At 33.8% G+C, this 23230-nt stretch carries 31 protein-coding genes; 8 read left to right on the top strand and 23 right to left on the bottom strand.

Going from position 1 to position 23230, the window contains the following annotated elements; all coding sequences use genetic code 11:
• Positions 1-15 precede the first annotated feature (15 nt).
• Together AC0L3Q_RS12945 and AC0L3Q_RS12940 are read left to right on the top strand one after the other, a co-directional pair.
• Positions 16-399 carry a BlaI/MecI/CopY family transcriptional regulator gene (locus tag AC0L3Q_RS12945; RefSeq protein WP_073313739.1) on the top strand — a complete coding sequence of 128 codons (384 nt, stop codon included), beginning with the start codon at positions 16-18 and terminating at the stop codon, positions 397-399.
• Entirely contained in the window at positions 392-1705 is a 1314-nt protein-coding gene (locus AC0L3Q_RS12940; protein ID WP_473279821.1) for a peptidoglycan DD-metalloendopeptidase family protein, read from the top strand. The genes AC0L3Q_RS12945 and AC0L3Q_RS12940 overlap by 8 nt, the downstream gene beginning before the upstream one ends.
• A gap of 96 nt (positions 1706-1801) precedes the next feature.
• Here the strand turns inward: AC0L3Q_RS12940 and AC0L3Q_RS12935 are convergent, their stop codons facing one another.
• From AC0L3Q_RS12935 to AC0L3Q_RS12895, 9 genes are all read right to left on the bottom strand, one after another.
• Complete coding sequence (locus AC0L3Q_RS12935) at positions 1802-2572, bottom strand: hypothetical protein (protein ID WP_473279819.1); 771 nt, start codon at positions 2570-2572, stop codon at positions 1802-1804.
• A gap of 38 nt (positions 2573-2610) precedes the next feature.
• Entirely contained in the window at positions 2611-3162 is a 552-nt protein-coding gene (locus AC0L3Q_RS12930; RefSeq protein WP_473279817.1) for a thioredoxin family protein, read from the bottom strand.
• Between the two features lie 80 nt (positions 3163-3242).
• Entirely contained in the window at positions 3243-3818 is a 576-nt protein-coding gene (locus tag AC0L3Q_RS12925; protein WP_473279815.1) for a carboxymuconolactone decarboxylase family protein, read from the bottom strand.
• 90 nt (positions 3819-3908) lie between these two features.
• Positions 3909-4508, bottom strand: a complete 600-nt coding sequence (locus AC0L3Q_RS12920; protein ID WP_473279812.1) for a TetR/AcrR family transcriptional regulator — start codon at positions 4506-4508, stop codon at positions 3909-3911.
• Between the two features lie 87 nt (positions 4509-4595).
• Positions 4596-5348: a LytR/AlgR family response regulator transcription factor gene (locus tag AC0L3Q_RS12915; protein ID WP_473279809.1), complete on the bottom strand. Its 753-nt coding sequence runs from the start codon at positions 5346-5348 to the stop codon at positions 4596-4598.
• A gap of 2 nt (positions 5349-5350) precedes the next feature.
• A complete protein-coding gene (locus AC0L3Q_RS12910) occupies positions 5351-6412 on the bottom strand; it encodes a sensor histidine kinase (protein ID WP_473279807.1) in 1062 nt (353 codons plus the stop codon).
• Positions 6413-6421: 9 nt separating this feature from the next.
• On the bottom strand, positions 6422-7222 hold the full coding sequence (locus AC0L3Q_RS12905; protein WP_473279805.1) for a hypothetical protein: 801 nt from the start codon (positions 7220-7222) through the stop codon (positions 6422-6424).
• Positions 7209-7640: an ABA4-like family protein gene (locus tag AC0L3Q_RS12900; protein WP_473279802.1), complete on the bottom strand. Its 432-nt coding sequence runs from the start codon at positions 7638-7640 to the stop codon at positions 7209-7211. The genes AC0L3Q_RS12905 and AC0L3Q_RS12900 overlap by 14 nt, the downstream gene beginning before the upstream one ends.
• Positions 7641-7830: 190 nt before the next feature.
• Positions 7831-8634, bottom strand: coding sequence for a DUF5694 domain-containing protein (locus AC0L3Q_RS12895; protein WP_473279800.1), 804 nt, complete (start codon positions 8632-8634; stop codon positions 7831-7833).
• A 251-nt stretch (positions 8635-8885) separates the two neighbouring features.
• Between AC0L3Q_RS12895 and AC0L3Q_RS12890 the strand changes: the two genes are divergently transcribed.
• Positions 8886-9980 (top strand): helix-turn-helix domain-containing protein, encoded by a 1095-nt coding sequence (locus AC0L3Q_RS12890; RefSeq protein ID WP_473279798.1) that lies wholly within the window; start codon positions 8886-8888, stop codon positions 9978-9980.
• Between the two features lie 521 nt (positions 9981-10501).
• On the opposite strand, the gene AC0L3Q_RS12885 is transcribed toward AC0L3Q_RS12890, so the two are convergent.
• A complete protein-coding gene (locus AC0L3Q_RS12885; protein ID WP_473279796.1) occupies positions 10502-10690 on the bottom strand; it encodes a hypothetical protein in 189 nt (62 codons plus the stop codon).
• Positions 10691-10710: 20 nt separating this feature from the next.
• Positions 10711-11490, bottom strand: a complete 780-nt coding sequence (locus tag AC0L3Q_RS12880; RefSeq protein WP_473279794.1) for a prohibitin family protein — start codon at positions 11488-11490, stop codon at positions 10711-10713.
• 412 nt (positions 11491-11902) lie between these two features.
• Between AC0L3Q_RS12880 and AC0L3Q_RS12875 the strand changes: the two genes are divergently transcribed.
• Together AC0L3Q_RS12875 and AC0L3Q_RS12870 are read left to right on the top strand one after the other, a co-directional pair.
• Positions 11903-12730 carry a DUF3298 and DUF4163 domain-containing protein gene (locus AC0L3Q_RS12875; RefSeq protein ID WP_473279792.1) on the top strand — a complete coding sequence of 276 codons (828 nt, stop codon included), beginning with the start codon at positions 11903-11905 and terminating at the stop codon, positions 12728-12730.
• An 81-nt stretch (positions 12731-12811) separates the two neighbouring features.
• Positions 12812-13678 (top strand): YitT family protein, encoded by an 867-nt coding sequence (locus AC0L3Q_RS12870; RefSeq protein ID WP_473279790.1) that lies wholly within the window; start codon positions 12812-12814, stop codon positions 13676-13678.
• On the opposite strand, the gene AC0L3Q_RS12865 is transcribed toward AC0L3Q_RS12870, so the two are convergent.
• The 6 genes from AC0L3Q_RS12865 to AC0L3Q_RS12840 form a co-directional block, all read right to left on the bottom strand.
• Positions 13671-14936: an NAD(P)/FAD-dependent oxidoreductase gene (locus AC0L3Q_RS12865; RefSeq protein ID WP_473279788.1), complete on the bottom strand. Its 1266-nt coding sequence runs from the start codon at positions 14934-14936 to the stop codon at positions 13671-13673. The genes AC0L3Q_RS12870 and AC0L3Q_RS12865 overlap by 8 nt on opposite strands.
• A 23-nt stretch (positions 14937-14959) precedes the next feature.
• Entirely contained in the window at positions 14960-15199 is a 240-nt protein-coding gene (locus AC0L3Q_RS12860; protein WP_073313687.1) for a hypothetical protein, read from the bottom strand.
• A 115-nt stretch (positions 15200-15314) separates the two neighbouring features.
• The gene (locus AC0L3Q_RS12855; RefSeq protein WP_473279786.1) at positions 15315-15542 is read right to left on the bottom strand and encodes a hypothetical protein; all 228 of its coding nucleotides are present in this window, start codon (positions 15540-15542) and stop codon (positions 15315-15317) included.
• A gap of 27 nt (positions 15543-15569) precedes the next feature.
• The gene (locus AC0L3Q_RS12850) at positions 15570-16532 is read right to left on the bottom strand and encodes a sodium-dependent bicarbonate transport family permease (RefSeq protein ID WP_473279784.1); all 963 of its coding nucleotides are present in this window, start codon (positions 16530-16532) and stop codon (positions 15570-15572) included.
• 23 nt (positions 16533-16555) lie between these two features.
• Entirely contained in the window at positions 16556-16846 is a 291-nt protein-coding gene (locus AC0L3Q_RS12845) for a hypothetical protein (protein WP_473279782.1), read from the bottom strand.
• A 2-nt stretch (positions 16847-16848) separates the two neighbouring features.
• The gene (locus tag AC0L3Q_RS12840; RefSeq protein WP_073313679.1) at positions 16849-17121 is read right to left on the bottom strand and encodes a hypothetical protein; all 273 of its coding nucleotides are present in this window, start codon (positions 17119-17121) and stop codon (positions 16849-16851) included.
• Between the two features lie 102 nt (positions 17122-17223).
• Between AC0L3Q_RS12840 and AC0L3Q_RS12835 the strand changes: the two genes are divergently transcribed.
• Positions 17224-18081: a LysR substrate-binding domain-containing protein gene (locus AC0L3Q_RS12835; RefSeq protein WP_473279780.1), complete on the top strand. Its 858-nt coding sequence runs from the start codon at positions 17224-17226 to the stop codon at positions 18079-18081.
• A 100-nt stretch (positions 18082-18181) separates the two neighbouring features.
• Here AC0L3Q_RS12835 and AC0L3Q_RS12830 read toward each other — a convergent pair whose 3' ends face one another.
• The 5 genes from AC0L3Q_RS12830 to AC0L3Q_RS12810 form a co-directional block, all read right to left on the bottom strand.
• Positions 18182-18337, bottom strand: a complete 156-nt coding sequence (locus tag AC0L3Q_RS12830; protein WP_170864535.1) for a hypothetical protein — start codon at positions 18335-18337, stop codon at positions 18182-18184.
• Positions 18338-18348: 11 nt separating this feature from the next.
• Complete coding sequence (locus tag AC0L3Q_RS12825) at positions 18349-18471, bottom strand: hypothetical protein (protein WP_280174014.1); 123 nt, start codon at positions 18469-18471, stop codon at positions 18349-18351.
• Positions 18472-18669: 198 nt separating this feature from the next.
• Positions 18670-19083 (bottom strand): hypothetical protein, encoded by a 414-nt coding sequence (locus AC0L3Q_RS12820; protein ID WP_473279778.1) that lies wholly within the window; start codon positions 19081-19083, stop codon positions 18670-18672.
• A 178-nt stretch (positions 19084-19261) separates the two neighbouring features.
• Positions 19262-20164 (bottom strand): mechanosensitive ion channel family protein, encoded by a 903-nt coding sequence (locus AC0L3Q_RS12815; protein WP_473279776.1) that lies wholly within the window; start codon positions 20162-20164, stop codon positions 19262-19264.
• Positions 20165-20193: 29 nt separating this feature from the next.
• On the bottom strand, positions 20194-20697 hold the full coding sequence (locus AC0L3Q_RS12810; RefSeq protein WP_473279774.1) for a Dps family protein: 504 nt from the start codon (positions 20695-20697) through the stop codon (positions 20194-20196).
• A 516-nt stretch (positions 20698-21213) separates the two neighbouring features.
• Here AC0L3Q_RS12810 and AC0L3Q_RS12805 point away from each other — a divergent pair.
• Together AC0L3Q_RS12805 and AC0L3Q_RS12800 are read left to right on the top strand one after the other, a co-directional pair.
• Positions 21214-21741 (top strand): DUF3124 domain-containing protein, encoded by a 528-nt coding sequence (locus AC0L3Q_RS12805; protein WP_473279772.1) that lies wholly within the window; start codon positions 21214-21216, stop codon positions 21739-21741.
• A gap of 82 nt (positions 21742-21823) precedes the next feature.
• Positions 21824-22657 (top strand): bestrophin family protein, encoded by an 834-nt coding sequence (locus tag AC0L3Q_RS12800; protein ID WP_473279770.1) that lies wholly within the window; start codon positions 21824-21826, stop codon positions 22655-22657.
• Between the two features lie 8 nt (positions 22658-22665).
• On the opposite strand, the gene AC0L3Q_RS12795 is transcribed toward AC0L3Q_RS12800, so the two are convergent.
• On the bottom strand, positions 22666-23187 hold the full coding sequence (locus tag AC0L3Q_RS12795; protein ID WP_473279768.1) for a mechanosensitive ion channel domain-containing protein: 522 nt from the start codon (positions 23185-23187) through the stop codon (positions 22666-22668).
• Positions 23188-23230 lie beyond the last annotated feature (43 nt).

Raw genomic sequence — 23230 nt, 5'->3', positions numbered from 1 at the left:
TTCTATATTTGTCCCATGAATGAACTAACAAAAGCCGAAGAACAGGTGATGAAATACGTATGGAAACTTGAAAAAGTATTCCTAAAAGATATTGTAGATCAGTTTCCTGAACCAAAACCTGCATATACTACTATATCCACTGTGGTAAGAGTTTTAGTAAAAAAAGGATTTCTAAAATTTGATACTTATGGTAAGATACGACAGTACTACCCTGCTATTTCCAAGGAGGTGTATTTCAGAAAGCATATGAAAGGATTGGTGGGAAACTTTTTTAGTGGATCTGCTAGTAAGTTTACCTCTTTTTTTGCTTCGGATGAGGATCTTAACCTTACTGAATTAGAAAAGATGAAAAAAATGATAGAGGAAAAAATAGAACAACTAAAGGACAAGAATGAATAGTTTGATCTTATATATATTACAAGTAACCGCAGTATTTTCTGTATTATACCTATGTTATCTTCTTATCTTAAGAAAACTGACTTTTTATGCACTGAATCGGGCTATACTATTAGGGATGATTCCTATCTCCTTTCTGTTACCGTTGATCAACGATGCAGTTCCTTCTATTACAAAATCATTAATAGAAATTCCTGTCTTTGAAGAGGTACATCACTACATACCTCAGGATGTTACAGTTATCGAACCTTCTTCAACAACACCATCCGTCAATTATATGTTGATTGTAGGTTTCTTATACGGTTTAGGACTTCTAGCGTGTTTGCTAAGGGTGTATATAAGTATACGAAAGTTAGTGGTACTAAAAAGAACATCCATAAAGCAGCAAAAAACAGGATATGAACTAGTAGTAGGAAATGTATCCCAGGTATTTTCTTTTTTTAATACAATTTACCTACCCAAAAATAGTTGTGACCCCTTGATTATTGCTCATGAAAAAGCTCATATCCATTTTAGACATTCTGTTGACTTGATCTTTCTTGAATTGTTTATTGCGATATTTTGGTTTAATCCTTTATCCTATTTGTTTAGAAAGTCTTTAAAAGCCATTCATGAATATCAGGCCGACGAAAAGGTGATTCATCAACAAGGAAAACCATCTGAGTATCTGGAGCTATTGTTGCGTACAATTGACATTTCGAATCCAAATCACACTTATAATTATTTCAAACATCCAATCTTAAAACAACGAATAGATATGATTACAAAAACCAAATCAAGCCCTTTTACCAAACTAAAATATGTTTTCTTAGTACTGGTATGCGTATTTTTAGTTTCCGCATTTTCGAAACCTATTGTAAACGAGGTGCCTATTACCAAAACAATGGTTGTAGAATTAAGTGATGATATTCCTCCTTCCCTATTTCCAGTACAAAACGGGACTGAAAAAGATATTACCTCCCACTATGGTCATAAACGAAATAATCTCAAAATTGGTGAAGGCATCATTCATAGAGGGATAGACATAAGAGGTAGTGTTGGAACACCTGTTTTGGCTACTGCAGATGGAGTGGTTGCCAAAGCATCATTAGAAGGTAATTGGGGAAATCTAATTGTCATCCAACATGCGGATGGGTATGAAACCTGGTATGCGCATCTTGACGGCTTTAATACCGAAGAAAAACAAACCGTTAAAAAAGGTGATGTGATCGGATATTTAGGAAATACCGGAAAATCCACTGGCCCTCATTTGCATTATGAAGTACGACATGAAGGAAAATACCTGGATCCAATAGATTACTTAAAATAGCAGTCGTTATCTTTGAAATGACTACAACTAAAAAAATCAAAAGCCTTGTTTAGACTTTTGATTTTTTTGGTTTTGTCTTTAGTTGGTTTTAAAAAATTAGGGTTTTTCAAAAAGGGATTTGTCCACATCAATACCAAATTGAATATTGGTCCAATTTGTAATGTAATACGCTTTTCCTTTTACGTTACCATCCCAATCTGCTTCAATATATTTTCTTTTTGTAGGGATTTTGATTCCGTCGATAGTTTCGTAATTAAAAGTCATCAAATACGGATCTGAGATACCAAACCCAACCACAGTAAATAAGAACTGATCAATTAACTTTGTTTCTTTATTTACATATATGATGTAGGTGTCTTGAGCATCTCCCACCTGATCGCCAAAGGTAATTTTAATACGCTTGTAGTCTTTCCCGTCTACCTTTTGATCACTTAGTAACTCATGATTTACTCCATTATCTGCCAATTTAAAGAACATAGCAAACCAATAGTAATTTGTTTTTCTTAAAAATCGGGCTACGCCATTAGCTTGTTGATCATCAGATACTTTTCCATCAAAAGTTACCCATGCATCTGTTCCGTTATATCCTTCTACTACTTTTCCGTTTGCTCCTGTAAGACTGTGTGTTGTATAAGTAGCGTAAGAACGTTCGCCATCAAACATATACGTTTCTTTTCCTACCAAGGTAATTGCATTTTCTCCTTTTGGAGCACGATATTCGTAGTCGTAGGATACAGTTCCTTTGTTGTAGAAGTTTTTGGCTCCGCCAATAGCCTCTACAGATTGCGCAATAATTTCTTTTGCGGTTTGTGCAGTAGCTAATGTTGAAGCTACTACAAATACTAGTGTTACAATTATTCTTCTCATCGTTTTAATAGTTTTGATTATGATTGTTATCTGTTATTTTACTTCCATTTAATACTACATCCCATACTGGGTTTCTGATCCAATACCATTTCGGTATGGTTTACTAGTGAGGTTAGTGCACTCACTAATTCGTTACCTGTTGCTTTTCCCATTCCTGGGCGGGTTCCGTCAAATCGCCCTCTATATGCAAGGTTTAAATCTCCATCAAACACGAAGAAATCCGGTGTGCATTCTGCCTGGTATGCTTTTGCGACATCTTGTGTTTCATCATATAGATACGGAAAGGAATAGCCTTCTTTTGCTGCCACTTGTTTCATGATTTCTGGGCCATCTTGTGGATAATACTGTACATCATTACTACTAATTGCTATAAACTGCACTCCTTTGGCTTGAAATTCGTTAGCTATTTCTACCAATTTGTGATTGATATGATGTACAAAGGGACAATGGTTACATATGAATACTACAACTGTAGCGATATCCGATTTTATGTCTGACAAGGAAATTGTTTTCCCTGATATGGTGTCTGGTAATGTAAATAATGGGGCTTTTGTGCCCAACTCCATCATATTTGATTGTACTAGTGCCATTTTTTTGCATATTATGAGGGTAAGAATAACTTATATGAAATTAGACATCCCACAAGTTATTCTTACACCGTTTGTTGTTACTATACCATTAATTTTTCCCAGGCATTTGGCTCAAATGCTGAGTCTACCTTGGTTTGTGCTACGTAATTGATGTAATTGGTCATTACTTTTAAGCTCACAATGGTAATTACTTCTAATACATTTTCTTGCGTAAATCCAGCTTCAAGAAATGCATTGATATCTTCTTGAGAAACACGACCTCTACTGATCGTAGTAGCTTTTACATATTGACTAAGAGCTTCTAGACGTGCATCCGGAATTGGAGTTCCAGTACGCAAGGCATCCAGAATAGATTGATCAATCTTATGCATCTGACCAATAGAAGTATGGGCTGCCATACAATAGTGACAGTTGTTCTCATAACTGGCTGCAAGGTATGCTACCTGTTGTTCTTTAGCACTTAGAGTACTGTTTTCACCAAGATTGGCACTTCCCTCCCAATAGTTTTTTAATAAAGCCGGATGATTAGCCATGGTTCCTAATAAGTTGGGAACAAAACCGTAGGCTTTTTTAGCTTGCTCTAGCACCTCTTTAGAAGTTGCAGATGCGTTTTCAATAGTCTTTACATCGTAGTTTAAATTTTCAATTGTTGTCATTTGTATACGTTTTTATTTATGTTATTTAATTTCGAAAATCAAAAAATAATAGACCGTTCGTTTATTTTAATGATAAAAAAAATAGCAAACCTAATTTGCCGTAATTTTATCCTTATTCTTTATTAATGTCATATTAATATCCAAAAAGTGATTTAGCGGTTCTCTACTTCGTTCTACCTTCATTCTACCTAAAGCACCGTTAAAGCTATCAAAAAGATAATTAGCCAAATCCAAAGCTTCAATATGTTTAATAATCTCTCCTTCTTCTTGTCCTTTCGCAATAAAACCTGCTAATCCTCTGCTCCATCGCTCATACACTGCAGATATTGTATTAGACACGGGATCTATGGTTCCAGCTACTTCTGTACTTAGATTTCCTAATAAACAACCCACCTTGAAGTCCTTTTCTGTATACCAGTCAATATGAATATTGAAGTGATTTCTAATTCGATCATAATAGGATAAGGATTCGTCTGATAGGTTTTTTTGAAAGTCTTTACCTATGATCTCTTCAAAATGCAAAATGGCCTTTACCACAAAATCCTCTTTACTCTCGAAAGAATGATAGAATGAACCCTTTGGCATATCACATGCTTTAAGAATATCTCGTATTCCCGTATTGTGATATCCATTGAGGCGAAATAACTCTATCCCCTTCTCTAAAATATTATTGATATCGTGTTTTGCCATGATTAGACCGTTCGTTTACTTTGCAAATATATAATAATAGACCGATCGTTTCAAAATGAATTTCGTTAAACTTTTATTAAAGTGATTTTATCGGTTCATCCAGTCCTTAAAATCCTGAGTGCGTTGTCTGCTTACTACAAACTCCTGTTCCTCAGCTTTGGTAACGGTAAGTTTTACACGATGATTAAAATAAGGATCTATGCGCTCTATAGCATTTTTGACCACTAATTGCCCGCGATTAATCTTAAAAAACATTTCTGGATCCAAGGTTTCATACAATTGATCAATGGTTTCGTCTACAATATATTGTTTTGTAGCAGTTACTCCAAAAGTGATGCTATTTTCAGAATAAAAAAACAATACATCCTTTACTTTAAGTTGCACAAAACTTTTACCGTCTTTAACCAATATCCCTTCCCTACCACTACCTTGTTGCATATTTTGCAACAGTTGCTGTACTATAGATGGATCAATAGTGTTTGAAGTATTTGAACTCGTGAACTTATCTAATGCCTGAGTGAGGTCATTTTTCTGAATTGGTTTAAGTAAATAATCGATACTGTTAACCTTAAAAGCTTGAATCGCATACTGATCAAAAGCAGTGGTAAAAATAATTGGAGCTTCAACCCTTACCTGTTGAAATATTTCAAAACTCAAGCCATCTGCCAATTGTATATCCATAAATACTAAATCTGGGATGATTTGTTTTTGAAACCACAACACAGCTTCTTCTACACTATCAATGACCTCTAGCAACTGATATTGAAAATTGCATGCTTGCAATAATGACTGCAATTGCCTTGCCGCTCTAGGTTCATCTTCAATGATTAGTACTTGCATGATTACTTTTTTTGTTCTGCAGAAGATAGTAATGGTAAACTTACTTTAAATTTTCCATTTGATTGATCTACAGTCAGGGATTGTTCAGAAATAAGCCCATATCTTTTTTCTATGTTTTTTAGCCCTAATTTAGTAGATGCTAACTTTGTAGATCTTGTTTGGATAGTATTTGACACCACTAAATGATTATGATCAGCTTTAACAGTAATTTCTAGGGGTTTTGCTTTGGATATTACATTGTGTTTGATAGCGTTTTCTAATAATAGTTGTAAACTCATCGGTATGATCATCGTATTTTTTACAGTATCGGGAACATCCCAATGCACTTGCAAATTAGTGCCAAAACGTTCTTTTTGAATATGAATATACGCCTCTGCAAATTTTAACTCATCATGTAGGGTAACCAGATTAACCGACCCCGATTCTAAAATAAAGCGATAGATATCCGCAAGTTTATCCACAAAGTCTTTTGCTTCTTCTTTAGAATTTTGGTCGATGATATCGCGTAGCGTATTCAAACTATTAAATAAGAAGTGTGGCTGTGCTTGATTTCTTAGTGTATCCAGTTGCGCTTGCACTGCAATCTGTTTGGCTTGCTCTTCTTCACGAATCGATTTCTTAAGTCGAATCAAAAAATAAACAGCCTCGTAGATCGCCATGGTCATGGTACTAATCAAAATTACCGGTAAGATAATTTTTGATCGCCCCATTGGGTTATAATGTACTCCAAATATCCAAGAGAGTAGAATTCCTCCCAAGGTGTCCAATACAATTACTGTAGTTACGATACCTATGAAAAAGATAAGAATGCGTTTCAAATTATCTTTTAACGAAGGATATGTTTTTCTTAAAAAGATCAACAACTTACGCATGATAATCCAATCAAAAGTGGAGAAAAACAAGGATACTCCCCAATTAATGATCGCCTGCGGTAAAGGATACCTACTAAACGAATTACTAAACAAATAATCCGTAATAAAACTAAGTACGAAAATACCGATAATCATAAACCAGCGATCATCAAAACCTAGAATTTCTATGCGCTCTTTTTTGGTATTGGGCATTATTGATATCTATAATTTAAGTAATGGAATAGCCTGCGATGCCTGATAAAAAGTAAACCCTATCCAACTGGCATACAATACTCCAAAAACAAGTACTGCAAGGAATTGTTTATTAAGACGTAGTTTCTTTTTGGAAGCCACCCATACTGCGAATAACGGAATTATTTGTATACCATGCAATCCGAAGAAATGTGCTACACGAAGATCACCTCCCACTGTACTCCAATTTACTAGTGGTAGACCTGTTCCTCCATCAGGTACTCCTACATTATGAGACAATTGCCCAATCATCTGCCCTCCTACCCAACTACCGGCAATCACGACAATCCATCCCATCAAGATAGCCCATTGTACAGGTCGATCCACCTTCATTTTTAAACGTAACGTATCGATGACATACATAAACATAATCAGCACGTTTATGGCTATTAATATTCCCATGGCAGCAAATAATAATCCATCAAGCAAAGAGCTTTGGTTGTAATGAGATTGTACTCCTCTAGCGGCTTGCATCACGATAATACCGATTTCTATGGCTAATGTCCAGGAAACGATATTATTAATGATATTTTTTCTTCTGGTTGAATACGGATATAGTGTATTCAGATAACCAACGGTGAATATATAGATCCCTCCAGAGAGACAGAACTTCAAGGGCTTGATCCATATGTTGACTCCAACAAGGGTACGATCATCGACAATAAGTCCAATGATACATCCTATAGCCATAAGGAGATGTAGCATGACAATACCGTACAAAATAGGGCTGCTTGCCTTTACTTCTCGTAATATATTCTTAAACCTGTTCATTTTTTTGATTTTTGATTGATTTGATGATGGTAAAAAGTAAAAAGCCTACAGGGCCTAACATAAAGGTGGCAAATAGACATGGTGCCATAAGTATAGGATGAATTTTCAGTTTACGATTTTGTTGGATCATCCACATTCCGATTAATAGATCAAAAGCTAAATAGTGTACCCAACCCGCAATTACTGCGTTTTTTACCATAAAAAGCTGCATTACTGATCCTAGGCTCCCAAAATCTAATCCACCACCTCCTTGGATAGAAAGAAATATGTAGATAACATAAACTACTGAGAGTAGTAAAGGAATTACTTTGTAGTCAACTAAAAATCGGGTTGCTTTCCAGGTAGGTAAAATGATCATTAGGATCCACATGGGCATGGCCATCATATTGGCGATTGAAAATACTTGTTCTGGACTCATACTATTCTGATTTGATTATACTTAGATTGCTTTTATAGTTTCAAATCTAGATAGGATATGAGAAAAAAGAAATGAAATTCTGTTCAATCGTCGTAAAATGACTTTGAACCATCAGAATGGTAATTAGCAATATTCAATTTTGAAAGGGATATACTTAAAAGGACAATACGAATATGTATTTACCTTTCTTTTATTTAATGAAGACTGAGGCATCTACAATTTGAAGTTCTGGTGTGTTTTTCATTAATTGTTCCAACACCCATTTGTGATTAGAGCCCACAAAAAGGATTACTTTGTCCCCTGGATCTGATTGTCGAAGCACGTGCATCATCATTCGAATATTTCTTTGATACCATCGTCCTAACCAATCTGCACCAATCCAATTGTGATCCACTCCTACTCTAACTTCTATGGCATGCATTCTTGCAATATCATACTGAGCGGCTTCTGTACTATTTAATGATTTAATATTATTGTATAGCCCTAGAGAATTTCGTACGCTATCATTATAGGTGTATATTTCTGAGATTTGCTGATGATGTTTTTTATTGAATTGGGTATCCACAGAATCCGCATATTTTGCAAAAGAACTAAAACTAAAATCTTCTAGGGACCCTATAAAATCAGGTTTGTTATCAAAAAGATAAATAGCATCATGCCGTAATCTTTTTGCCATTTTGAATCCTAATTGATAAATCTCATTTCTCAGAGAGTCAATAGACTCTTCTGATGTTAAGTACTCCTGATATCTTACGTTATAAACAGAATCATAAAGAGGAGATTTTTCTATGAATACCTTTGTGGCACCAAACTTTTCTAAGTCAGTTAGTAACCGATCTATTTCAAGTTGATTTTTTTCAGACAATTCATCATAATTCGTTTCCTGATCAAAATGAAAAGTGCCAATGATCAATACCTCTATTTGATCTTTAAAATGTAATGCTTTGTACACAGAGTTTTCTTTTTCAATGGTTTCAGTTTTTGTGCAACTCATAAGGCATAATGCGATTACAAAGCAATATAGGGTATTCATCTTGATAAAGGATCTCATCATATTGGTCATACGTTAATTTTTGATTGGAACCAAAGTAGCTCATTTTTTTATTGGGTATTTGTTCAAAAAGGTCCCAAAACTAATAATGGGACAACTTTTGAATGCGATTAATGGTGAGTTATGGCTGAATGGATCTTACTATTGTATTTTATATATTTAAGAACGGTTCTAGTAATAAATATCACAGTTATATGGAGTTATTTTTTGACGGAATGTTGTGCTTTTTAGGCATTCAATTGATAGGTGTTTCTATGTTACACTTTTACGAAAGATCAAATCAGAACACGATTTATCTGGCTAGTATTTGTGCAATTTTTGGCCTTTGGTATTGCTACTTCATATTTCACCAAACTTGGAGACAACATTTCTTACTGGGAATTTTGTTAGGACCAGATAAGATGCTTTTCATTCCGGCTCTTCTATTGTTTTATTTTAAAAGCATTATGGAAGATTTGAAAACAAATTACATCGTCAAGCACTTGACTATCCCTTCAATTGTCTACCTAGCTTCACTGGTAATGCGACATTTTTTTCCAGAGTACTGGCCGTCATTCGACAAACAACAAGTCCCCATGTTTTTCATCGCTGGGATAGCTATTTTCTGGTATTACTTCTTTTTAACCCGAAAAGCATTAAAACTTAACCTTAAATCATATCTTCAACCAAAGGTCTATAGGCGTTTTCTGTTTTTATTCTATTCGTTATACTCTTTTATGCTGCTTACACCAGCATTTGACATGTTGAAATCTTTCTGGGATGCACTCTATACTATCAATGATTCAACAACAACCTTATATGCATTGATTCTGGAATACACAGAAGATATTGTATACTTACATTTCTTTTTTATTACCTACGTTTTTTCTTTGTATGCGCTTACCGAGCTGCGCTTTATTCGCAGGTTATTGTTTCCTAATGATCCTTTGTTAAGTAAAAACCTATTAACGAACACAGAAGAAATAAGCTACTTACTTAATCATAAGTTGATCGATCAAAAACTATATCAAGACCCTACTATAACTGTAGTTTCTTTTGCCAAACGTTTTAACCTTCAGAAAAAAGATATCGTAGATTATTTAAGAGTAACAAACAAAGGTTCTTTTATTGAGTATATCAATCAGTTAAGAATAGAAGAATTTAAAAGGTTGCTGAAAGATGAAAAACATAAAAATTATGATCTGGTTGGATTGGCTCTAGAATGTGGGTTTGCTTCTAAGTCTACCTTTTTTAGAGTTTTTAAAAAACAAGAAGAGATGACTCCCAATGAGCATAAGAAACAACTTTGATTAAAAAAGCCCAGACGTTTGTTTTACATCCAGGCCTTTTATTCTTAGCAGTAATTTATCATTTTATTTACTCATCACATATCTACATGCTGAAGGTAAATTAATTATAAGATCTCTCAACTTCTGAATATCTACAATCAGAATTCCAAAAAATAACTTTCTCATATCCTAATTTTTTAACTGTTAAACCATCAATTTTGAACACCTTTGATTTGTTTATTTTAGATTAGGAGCATATATCTAAATATAGCAATAATTCCCCTTTTTTCCTATGGTTTTAACAGCTTTTAACGATGCTTTCAGTACATTTTCGGCATACAAACTTTACTTTGATCAACAAAGAGAAAAGACTATTTACCGGGGGGATAAATAGCCTTTTCATTGCATCTAAATCAATAAACAAATCACTCTCTAATTATATTTACGTTTCTATAGGGTTTTCTTATATGCTTTGACGTATACTTATACTTTGTCACTATAATTTCAAATTATCCCAGGAGCGAGACCTTTTAATCTTTTATCTATTTTTTCTTCTTTATAGTCACTAATTTCATGATATCCATTAGTTTTGGGTCCTTCGTTTTTTTGTAGATTTCATTGATTTTGAGCACCAGAGATTTTGCTTCTCGTGAAGCTAAAACTCTATTACTGGTTGTCATCCTAGCCATACTCCTTTTTTCAAATTCTATTGCTTTTTGTAATAATATCATGATCGTAGTTTTTATTTATATTAATCTTCTGTATCAATAAGAAATGGTGTTTTACCATCGGTAAGTATAATTTTACTGTTTGGTGATTCAGAAAGCTTATTAAAAGCTTCTATACTTCGTATTTTGATGATTTCCTGGGTTAGTCCTTCAGATAATATTTTCTGGGCATCTCTTTCTCCCTTTGCATTTATAATCTTTCTATCCGCTTCTAACTTGGCTTGTTCGATTACAAATTTCATACGCATAGCATCCTGTTCTGCCTGTAGTTTGCGTTCTATAGATCTCGCTAATCCCGAAGGCAGTTGAATACTCTTCATCAATACGGCAATGAGCTCAATTCCATCTGCTTGTTTTTCCAGATTCTCTTTCATTTTTGCTTTGATTTCTTCCTCGATAGTTGCTCTCATTCCTGAGTGCATATCTTTGGCATAAAACTTAGCGCAAACGTCTGAGGATGCGGATCTAAAAACACTGGTAATAATAGATTCGTAATCTTGTCCCAGGTTTTCTAATACACTCGGAATTTTGTGCTGCTCTAATCGATATAGAATAGAAATCTCTGAATTGACGCTCAGTCCTTCTTTACTAGGGAGACTCAAAATCAACTTAATATTATTTGTTTGTGTTGATTCTTTGATTACTTTGCTAGTAAAAGGATTATAAAATACTGTACCCTGGGTAGCTACCTTATCAGAAAACTTCCCAAGAGTTTGCTTTACTCCTGCTTCACCCGGGCGAATCACTGCACAATTAGTACATATTAATAAGGATATTGATAACAACAAAAAACATCTATTCATCTTCATAATTTCTATGTGAGTTATTAGAATTATACTCTAAAGTTAGGAAACAAAATTCATAAGTTATCATTTATATTTATTATAATTAATATAAGTTTTATTTATGAAATTCAAATTTTATGATTGATTTAACATGTTGAAAAACAAAGTGATAAGATGTTTTTTGAAAGTATTACTATCGAAACCCTCTTCCCTACTGGTGTGAGCGAAAATAACGAAGTAAAGATGTCCATATTATGAATAGGAATGGCTTATGATTTAACAAAGTCTTAGCTTATGTATAAAATATATTTATGTTTTAAATTAAAAATATAAATAAAAATATATGGTAAAGAATGTAGAATTTTGCATCAGAAAAATAGGTCATTTACATAAGGAAATGATCAAAAGGATAAGCCTAAAACCTATACATATGAGAAATAAATCCAACTTACTCGTTACTTTTTTAATTTCAGTCGTTTTTACCCTCGGATCTTGTAAAAAAGAGAAATCTGCACTCCTAGCAGATCACCTTTTGGAAATCAAAGAAAAGAAACAATTAGAAGCCAAAGCAACACAAACACTTGTCAACAATACCGTTAATTCTGATAATAAAGCTTTAGAAAACAAGGTAACCACAAAGTCCTATTATAAAAAAGAAGATAATTACGTTATCGATTACCGATATCCGGTCTTGGATACGAAACAAAACCCATCCTATAAAGTTTTTAATGATTTTATCACTGATCAATACTTGGATTACAAGCTTTCTGTGAAAGATATCATTAATAAACAAAAACTTTCTTGCCAGATTGGATACGATAATACAGAGCGATTTAAACGCTTGGTTGATTATAAAGTATATGCCAACAATCCCAAAGTACTAAGCGTACTTTTGTATAAAGCAAATCACTATACCAAGGAGAATCAATATTCGTACTTATTCAAAACACTCAATTTTGATCCTGCAAAGGGAGCTTTTATATCTTTTGAATCCATGTTTCGTGTGGGTGCAGAAAAAGAGGTTTTTAAACTGGTTAGTAAAGCCCTGAAAGAAAAGATAGAAAATGATGATCATTACCAGCAATGTCAGGAATTGAAGTATGATACTTTTTTAACGTATAAAGATAATTTCGTTATTGATAAAAGTACGATTAAGTTTTACTTTGATGATTGTGTCATCTGCCCTGTATATTCTGGAAATTATTTTGTCGAAATTCCTCGTTCATCTATTTTAGATGTTCTCAATACAGATTTTTAGTTTGAATTCTAGTCTACACTGTTAAGACAGGTTCAAACTTTTATGCTTGAACCTGTTTTTTTCATCTTTAAACCATCACTTATGTTTAAATCATTAATATCTGAGTATATACAAATTTTTATAGGGATCTTACTCGCTAGTATTGGATTAAAAGCGTTTCTTCTCCCCAATGGTTTTTTAGATGGTGGAGTTACTGGTATCGCTATTCTCATTAACTCTAATTTTGACATCAACATTTCCTGGGTATTGATTGCCTTAAGTATTCCCTTTTTGGTTTTGGCATTTTTCTCTATATCAAAAACTATGGTGATAAAGTCCATTATAGCTATTGTTACTCTGGCTATTATGATAGAATTTGAAACCTTTGAAACCATCACTGATGATAAACTTTTGATTTCCATATTTGGTGGGTTATTTTTAGGGCTGGGTATAGGAATAACGGTAAAAAATGGAGCAGTTCTAGATGGAACCGAAATTTTAGCCATTTATATTAACAATAGATTTGGGATCAGTATCGGAAGAGTGATCTTACTCTTCAATTTTGTGCTGTTTTCTATTACTGCAATTATTGCTTCAAAAGAAGTAGCCATGTATTCTATTTTGACCTTTCTGGTAACTGCAAAGATTACGGATCTTACTATTGAAGGTTTTGAAGATTTTATAGGTGTGATGATTGTATCTGGTAAGAGTACTATGATCAAACAAGAAATTGTAGAGCAAATAGGAGCTGGTATGACCATTTATAAAGGAGTCAATGGATTTGGAAATAGTGGGAAAATTGAAGATTTTGAAGTCATCCACACGGTAATCAACCGCATGGAAATCAGTAAAATCAATCGGCTCATTAATCATATTGACCCCAATGCATTTATTATGGAATATGATGTAAATCGAATCAAAGGCGGTATTTTAAAACGATACCTAGGCCCCAAAACAGATTCTAATTAAATTCTGAAGTAAACTCCTCTACGATCAAACCTTTTTCCAAAGTATCGATTATTCCCATAGCTGCTCTTTCGCCTGAGATCATTGCCGCATTCAGAGATCCATTGAGTTGCTGATCTCCTGCCAAAAAGACTCTTGAGTTTAGTTTGGTTTCAGAAGGTAGCATCTCGTATTGTACATTACTTAAGTCAGGCAGTGCCTGTTTAATTTGATACCTTTTCAAGAAACGGGTTGTTTCTATATTACAAAACTTCTTCAATTCAGTTTTTACCTGGGTAATCAATTCTTCTTCCCGGAGATGATGTTCTTTTACTACGGTCACAGACAGTACTGATTTGCTATCGGTATTACTTTGATAATGAATATTATTGATTAAACTCTCTGCATCTGCGATTAGCCCGATTAGGGATTTGTTGATTACTTTGTTATCAGTTTCAAAATATAAGGTATCACAACTCTTCCATACTGTATTTTGGTTTCTGAGATTTTTTACTATAGGACTAGGATTCGTAGCGATAATGGTAAAATGACTTTCCAAGTCATCACCATCCGTCAAATAAATTTTACCTTCTTCTACCTGTTTTACAGAAGTATTGTACATGAAAGAAGTTGCTCTTAATTGCACTACAAGCTGCTTTGCGATATCTTCTATTCCATTTTTAGGAATTGCAGCATTTCCTTCTCCAAACATCTTATAGATGAACTTAAACATTCTGGACGATGTTTGTAAATCCGGCTCTAAAAAGATTCCACTGAAAAAAGGTCTAAAAAATTGCTCAATCATTACCTTAGAGAATCCAAATTCTACTAAAAAATTATAGGTGGATTGTTCTTCTTCTTCAAACAAATCACTGATAGCAGTTCTCTTTAATATCCGATTTAGTCGTAATACCTTCAGTTTATCTGAAAAGGTACCAACGGAAGAAGTTATTGTAGGTAAAAGTAGCGAGATCTCTCTTCCAGGGTCTCCAATAATCGTAGTTTTTCCGTTATTAAAAATTTGTGCACCTGGTAGAAAGGATTCCAGCCCTAAACTATCAATATTTAAATATTTTTGAACTGCGGGGTAAGCTGTAAGCAACACCTGGAAACCATGATCTAATCGATGTTGCCCGACTTGATCCGTTTTTACCCTGCCTCCTGCCCTGTCCGAAGCTTCAATAATGACAGGGTGATACCCGTGATTTTCTAAAACTTTTGCTGCAATAAGACCGCTAATGCCAGCACCGACAATATGTATTTTGTAATTCTCTTTGTTCATCAAGCATATTAAAGTGTGGGAAATCAATTTAGTCTTAGGTTGAATGCAAGTATTTGTCTGACTTCCTTTTTATGTGGTTTTGGACAATTTTTTAATATTCTACGCTTAATGATATTGTCAATTTCCCCAGGTTTTACCCACTCCATTAACCCATAATTAAGGATACTTTCATCATAACTGTGCTGTATTCTACCATTTTTAAAAAAAGTGTATTTGTCTTCAAGGCGATCTCTACCCACACTAATGGTACAAAGTTCATTCATAATCCTTTACTTTTTTGTTTAACTATTATAGAATATTGTTAAACAAATCTACAATATTAAAGCTTTAATTAAAAGAGAAGATTAATAATAAATCGATAATATTTTGTTAATTATCTTATTCTAAGAGCTTGTAAATTAGGTGTATTTCTGCCTTAATTGCTTTCAGTAAACGCTTTTGTTTTCTATGGTTACCCAAGAAATTGAGCAGACAAATATCTTCTTGAGTACGATACAATAAGGACTGGCAATATTCTAGTCGTTCTGATAAACTTTGATGCAGGATAATATCCCGATACAAGGGATCCAGACCACATAGTGTATATTTTTTCACCAGTCCTTTCATTGATTTTAAGTAGTATTGTATGCTGTGTCAAAAGCTCTGAATCAGATACATGTAAATGGGCATTCCCAATGTAATATTGAACGGAAATGTAATCGCCAATGCCATAGGTAAATATAAACTTGGGTTGGCTTTTGGCGCCGCAATACGCATAGCTGCTGGTACTGCTATGTAGGATGCACTTGCTGCTAGAATCGCTAACAAGAAACGATCTCCTACATTTTCTAAAAACAATCCAGATACTTTGGCTACCAATATTCCGTTGATTAACGGAATTACGATAGAAAACAGGAACGCAAACCACCCTTTTTTAAGCAGTGCTCCTATTTGTCGTCCACTGGTGATCCCCATATCTAATAGGAAAACAGCCAGGAATCCTTTAAAAATATCTGTAGTAAAAGGTTTAATCCCTTCTGCCTGAGCGTCGCTAGCAATAAATCCAATGACCAAACTACCCAGTATTAATAGTACACTACCATTAGTAACCGCATGTTTTACTAATCCTAATAGTTCCTTGGTGGATTTTTTACCATTTGAGTATATACGCAGAAGAAATACTCCAATAATGATCGAGGGAGCTTCCATTAAAGCCATTACCGCAACCATGTGCCCTCCAAAATCAATTTGCTCCATTTCCAAAAAACTAACTGCAGTCACAAAAGTCACTGCACTTACAGATCCGTACGCTGCTGCAATAGCTCCCGCATTATCGGCAGTAAATTTCAGTCTTAAAATAAAGAATGTATACAGAGGTACTAGTAATGCCATCAACATTCCAGCGATGATAGCATACGTAATATCCACGCTGTACTCACTGTGGGCTAACTCTTGCCCGCCTTTAAAACCAATGGAGAGCAAGAGATATAATGAAATAAATTTAGAGGAATTTTGTGGAATTTTGAGGTCACTCTTAACTTGAGATGCCATAATTCCTAACACGAAAAATAATAAGGCCGGATTCGTTAAATTATCGACCAAAAGATGTAAGTTCATTGAAATTCAATGCTTTGTGTTTATTAATCGATAACTTCTATTTCTAGTATACCGCTAATTTTTACTCTTTTGCCAGCGATTAAGGCTTCTTTATGAATCGTTTTAAAATCTTCTTTTTCCTGAAGCAATTCTTGTACCCTACTGTCATCGTACTGAGTGTCACTATTGATATTACCCTCGCACAAAGAAAGTCTGTGTAACTTGTGGAAATTGATTTTTTCTCTGATCAAACTATTGATCACATCTGCAGCTTCTGAAGGAGTAAATACTCCATCTACCAATTGTACCTTGTGTAAAACTTCTGTTTTTACCATAATTATTTAGTTTTTGATTTAAATTGATTTTTAGGATGAAAAGCTATAAAAGCAATAAGACAAAGGATAACTCCTACTATCAAAAGTTCACCAGTGAGCTCACTTTGGGACGTATAACTTGCAAAAATTGCTGTAGCGTAAATCAAGGAGAATGCGATCAAACTCAAATTCTTTACCCGTTCGTATAGCCTTACCTTATTGACTTTTAAGGTGAATATGGATTTTTCATTTTGTACCTGTATCGCTTTTGAAGCTAATTTGATATCGGTTTCCATAATGTTTGTTTTGATAATTGATTTTATTTTTCGGTGTAAAATTATGGAGTATAAATCATATATTTTTATTTATATTTGTAATAAAAATCATAAGGTTTATTTATGAATTATACTTTGCACCAACTCCAAATTTTCCTGGAAATCGTTGAAAAAGGTAGTATTACCAAGGCTTCAGAATCGTTGTTCTTAACACAACCTGCAGTGTCCATTCAGCTCAAAAAGTTTCAAGATCAATTCCCTTTACCGCTCACAGAAATTATCGGTCGTAAGCTATATGTTACCGATTTTGGGAAAGAAATTGCCGAAGCTGCACAAAAAATACTGGAAGAAGTATCCACTATAGATCATAAAATCAATCAATTCCAGGGAAAGTTAGCCGGTAAACTATCGATATCGGTAGTTTCGACAGGAAAATACGTGATGCCTTATTATCTATCCGATTTTGTAAATGCGCATCCGGGAATTGATTTTAAAATGGATGTGACTAATAAGTTAAAAGTGGTTGAAGATCTGGAGGAGAATAAGGTTGATTTTGCTTTGGTATCAGTCTTACCAGAACATCTCGATTTGGTAAAACTTCCACTGGTAGTCAATAGTTTATATTTGGTTGGTGGTGCAGAACGAGAAAAATTGAGGACGGGAAAAAAGGAACTCATTTTTACCGAGCAACCCCTATTGTACAGAGAACGAGGATCCGCAACACGTAAAGCAATGGAAGCTTTTATAGAAGGAAAAAATTTACCAGTAAAAAAGAAAATAGAACTCACATCTAACGAAGCTCTAAAACAATCTGTAATTGCTGGACTTGGTTATTCTATAATGCCAATGATTGGTATCAAAAATTCATTAAATAATGGAGACATTACCATAATTCCGTTTAAAGGATTACCCATACGCACACAATGGAACTTGGTATGGCTGAAAAGAAAAAACTATCTCCTGTGGCGCAGGCCTATATAGACTTTTTAGAGTCAGAAAAAGAAAATATTACTGCCAAGTACTTTGATTGGATTAAATAAAAAATCATTAGTCCATTATTGTTGACTAATGATTTGACACACTATAAAGCTGTATTGGTGGTTTTAATTTCCCAATACGACATATCAGAAAAATCCGTGCACTTCCGGGCCTTTTGTTGATTTTTCCAACGATCTATTTCGTTTCTTAGTTTTTTGGAGGTTTTGGTTTCTAATGCTATTCCGTTTTTGTAAGACATGGTGTTGCTTATTATTTTTGGCGATCTATTATTTGATTTTGTACTGTTCTTCGTTTTAGTTTTCTTAAAAAGCTTTTGCTTCCGAAATACTTCTTCTGCAATCCTGGCCTTTGTATTTTATTGTTCTTTTTCATTGGATAACTGTTTTAAAGGGTTAGAAATAAGACTACGGTGATAACATACAGGATCATCGAAGCCGCTACCATAATACCAATGGATTCAAACAATCTGTTTTTGAAATTTTTCATAATGTTTTGTATTTAGGTTTTAGGAAATAGTTTGTTTAATGAAATATTGAGGTCGCGTAATCGACCCCAATATTGTTATACTGTTTATAGAATTTGATAAGCCTCTACAGAAATTTTTTCTTTTTGACCATTGCTAAATGTAAGTTGATAGACTCCTTTTTGATCTATTAGTTGTTTGTTTTCTAATTGATTAGGGGTTATTCGATCTATTTTTTCAATTGTAGTATTTCTATGTTGTAAAGAAACTTCAAGTCCTTTTGCAGTAAATTGAAAATCGTAGAAATTGTTCTCTGGGCGATCATAATTCAGTGTAATTATTTGATCATATTGTTTATCCTGGTCGTTATCCAACATGACCACTTTGGTCACCTTTTCTTCGGCGTACACTTGATCCATTTTATTAGAGCTACGATTGTCGTTAGTTAATATCAGTGGTTGCATGGCAGACTCTACTTCAAATTGTTTATAAATAAATTCGTCACCATCCTTGACCACCATCTCCTTTTTTTCTCAGTTTCCAACGAAGTGCTTGTATGTTGGGCCTGTAAAAAGCTAAGAGGAATTGATAGTACTGTAATTAATATATAAGTGAATATTGTGTTCTTATAATCTATATTAAATTTCATTTGTTGTTGTTTTTATAATGTTATTATTGAATACGGTTTTCGTATTACTTTCAGTTTGTAACGAATGCTTCCAATTGGTTTAAGTTTTTTACAGAGTGCTGCGGACTAAAATGTAATGTCCTAATTGGAAAAGGAATAGTAATTCCCGCTGCATCATAAGCTTTCTTAAGTTCAATAATCGCCTTGCTTTTTGCCTTCAATCGATCTAATCCACTTGTACCTTCAATCCAAAACCTACAGAGGTAATTGATAGAACTGTCCTCAAATCCTGTATAATAGAATTCTATCTGTTTATCAATAGACTTCTGATCAAAAAACGTATGAATCGTTTTTGTTGTGAGCTTTTGTACCTCTTCTAGATCGGATTCGTAACCAACACCACATATAATCGATATTCTCATTTTGGTAGTTAGGGAATAATTCTTGAAAGGGTTTTCAAGTATTTGTTTATTAGGAATTACCACTACATTATTATCCGCTTCCTTTAATACAAAGTAGTTGAGATTAATGTCAATTACTTCTCCAGCAAACCCATTAGTTTCTATCCAATTCCCTACTTGTATATTATTTCTAAACGACAATACTATTCCTGATATCGTATTTGATAAAGTTCCTTGTAGTGCTAGACCAACTACTAATCCCGATACTCCAGCACCCGCCAAAATACTGGTCAATGCTTTTCCTAAGTTCAGTGCAGACAACGCTAGTACTAAACCTCCCAATACCACAAATACCGCAGTGCATCGAGCAACTAATTTTGAAATTGACGTTTGTTTTATTCTTTTGTGAGTAAGTTTCAAGGTTACTCGATAAACAAACCTGGATATAATATAGGATAGCAATAGTACAATAATGGCTACCAAAATGTTTGGAAGATTATTAATAAAACTATCTGCCCATGTTTGTAGTTTGTTGGTTACAATTCCTACTGAGGAATTTATTTCTGAATTCATAAGTATTGGTTTTGGTATTTGGATTATTATTAGGATTGTATCATGCTGGTATCCAAGTGTTCTTTGGGCTCTTTATTCCAGGCAGATAACATCCAACTATATTTTTCTAGTTCTCGAATATATCCTCCCATCATGTCCAAAGTACCTTCGTCTCCGGCGTTCTGCGCATGAGAAATTACAACTCGCATTTGGGTTAATATTTTGGAATGGTCTTTTATCAGTTCGCTTACCATTTCCTGATCCGTTTTTAAGGGAGATACCTCTTTTACGGTTGCTATTTGCAAGTAATCACTATACTTAGAGATGGGATGATATCGTAAAGTCAAAACACGCTCAGCAATTTCATCTATTTTGGCTCTGGCGTCTATGTATAACTCTTCAAATTTTTGGTGTAATTCAAAAAAGTTCTTTCCTAAAATATTCCAGTGAAAGTTTCTTAATTTTTGATAATACATATGGTAATCTGCCAACAAGGTGTTTAATTCCATGACAACAGGTAATAGTTTTTCATCATTCATTTTCAAATAATTCATTTGCTATGATTTTAAAGATTAGTAAAAAGATGTATTGAATCTCAACAGTTAAAAACTAATTGCAGGTACGCAATAGAAAAGAAATTGTTTTTTTAAAAGAATTCTGTTGTTCTAACATCAATACACTCTCAATATAAAGGCATAGGGAATTTTGTCAAGGCATTTAACGGGCTTTAACCTCGATTAAGAATCTTTAACATAAGAACTGTTAAACATCGGGGGTAAATGTTAAATATAGCATAATGGCCAATATTCAAAACAAGGTGATTTTACCCAAAAAACACTTAAAAACAAGTTGTTTTGTTGTAAAAAAGCACATTTTTCACCAAAAATGAGTGATTTTTTGTTTTTTCTAAAATGACCAAATTTCATAAAATAGATGTCAATAATGTTCATAATGTTACAGATATTTTAGGAGTACAACAAGTCTTAATAAAGATTTAAAAACGAAAAAATAGCTAACGAATTGATCCATTTTTTGTATACTAAGGTCAACTTATAATCAACAAAACATCCATGAATTCTTTATCCTTGCGACCTATTCGTTTTTTATTGACTTTACTCCTTTGTTACGCTTGTGTAAAACAAAATCCCAATAAAGTAGTTGAACAAGGAATATTGAAAGAAAATAAATTACCTCCTTCAGATGATGGTTTTTCATACCCTGTCCGGAAAGAGGTTTATGTTCCTATCTATTCTGACATATATAATAAGACAAAGGATTTTAGGTTTCAACTGACTGCAACTTTAAGTATTAGAAATACCAGCACCAAAGATTCATTATTTATCAAAAATGTAGATTATTACAATACTTCAGGGCATTTTGTCCGTTCATATATTCAATCTCCTATCTACTTGAAACCTCTTGAGTCTATAGAATATGTTATAGAAGAAGAAGACACTTCTGGGGGAAGCGGTGCTAATTTTTTGATAACCTGGGGAGCACAAAAAAACTTGAAACCTATTTTTCAAGGAGTAATGGTTGGAGTTTCTGGTCAACAAGGTTTTGCATTTACTACCGAAGGAAAAGTAATCTCAGAATAAAGTTCTATTTTTAGGATAAATATGAACTTGAAATGATTTTAAATAAAAGAATTCCTCTTAGCTATACTTTAAAAAAGATTAAATGGGACGTTGTTATAACTGCATTATTTGCTACCATCATTCATTTTTTTCAGTTCATATCATACCTCTTAACTTACCGATAGCTTTAGGTGCTTTTTTGGGAACATCTATTACACTTTTGTTATCGTTCAAATTAGCACAATCCTATGATCGTTGGTGGGAAGCAAGAAAAATATGGGGTAGTATTGTCAATGACTCCAGAACCCTAATCATACAAATACTCAATTTCTCGAAGGCAGATCATAATATACACCGAAAAATAGGCTTGAGGCAGATCGCTTGGTGTTATAGTCTTGGCCAATCTTTAAGAAAACAAGATCCTGCAGAAAATTTAGAACCTTTTATTTCAGAAGACGAATTGTTGCAAGTGAAAGCGTTAAAAAATGTTCCTCTTCATTTGATCAACCTACATGCAATGGATGTCAAATTTTTACTGGATCAAAATTACATCAATAGCTACCAGCAAATACAAATTGATCAAACCATAAGCCATTTAACTGCTGCTATGGGCATGGCAGAAAGGATTAAAAATACCGTTTTTCCTAAATCTTATCGATTGACACTGAAGTTTTTCATTTATCTGTTCTTGGTGCTTTTATCTTTGTCATTAACAGACTTGGCAGGATTTATAGAGGTTCCCCTCCTAGTAGCCATATCGCTTCCATTTTTCATGTTGGAGAAAATTGCTTTCAATATGCAAGACCCTTTTGAAAACAAGCCTACAGATACTGCTATGACCTCAATAGGAAGAACCATCGAAATTAATCTAAAAGAATTATTACGCGAACAGGAAATTCCTGAGCCCTTGACGACTAAAAAATACTACATTCTTTAGTAACAATATTATGTTTCTTCTTCGATGATAATCGGTTTTTTCCCTAATATTTCAATTCCCTTTTGCATCACCAAAGAGTTAGGAATGGTTACATTCTTGCCATCATCAGTTTTTAGGAAAAGATAAAAACCTGTAATATCAATAAGTTCTCCGGTCCAATCAAAATCCTTGTCCAAAATACGTATGCGATCTCCTATGCGTACTGGATGACTAAAAAATAGAATAACGCTGGCCGTTAGACTTGACAAGATAGACCATTGGGCAAAAAAACCAACTCCCAGCACAGCCAAAACTGATGAGATAAAAACAGCAAATTGCTTGTGATCTACCCCCCAAATAATAGCCAGTACCGAAATACTAATGATGTAGATCACCAGGTAACTCAAATTAAAGATCACCTTTCTACGATTAATCTCTATAGCTTTGATAAAACCAAATCGCCTAATCGCCCTTTTGGTTAGAAAAAGAACAATAGCCATGATGGCAACTAAAATAATACTGTAGAATATCTCTAACTTATATGCTAACATATAGAATAAGGTTTATAAATAGGCAAAGGTACTATTCAAATCT

This window comes from Aquimarina sp. KJ22-3 (assembly GCF_055808215.1).
The sequence above is the reverse complement of the archived record's forward strand: the minus strand, read 5'-3'. Positions and strand labels throughout refer to the sequence as shown.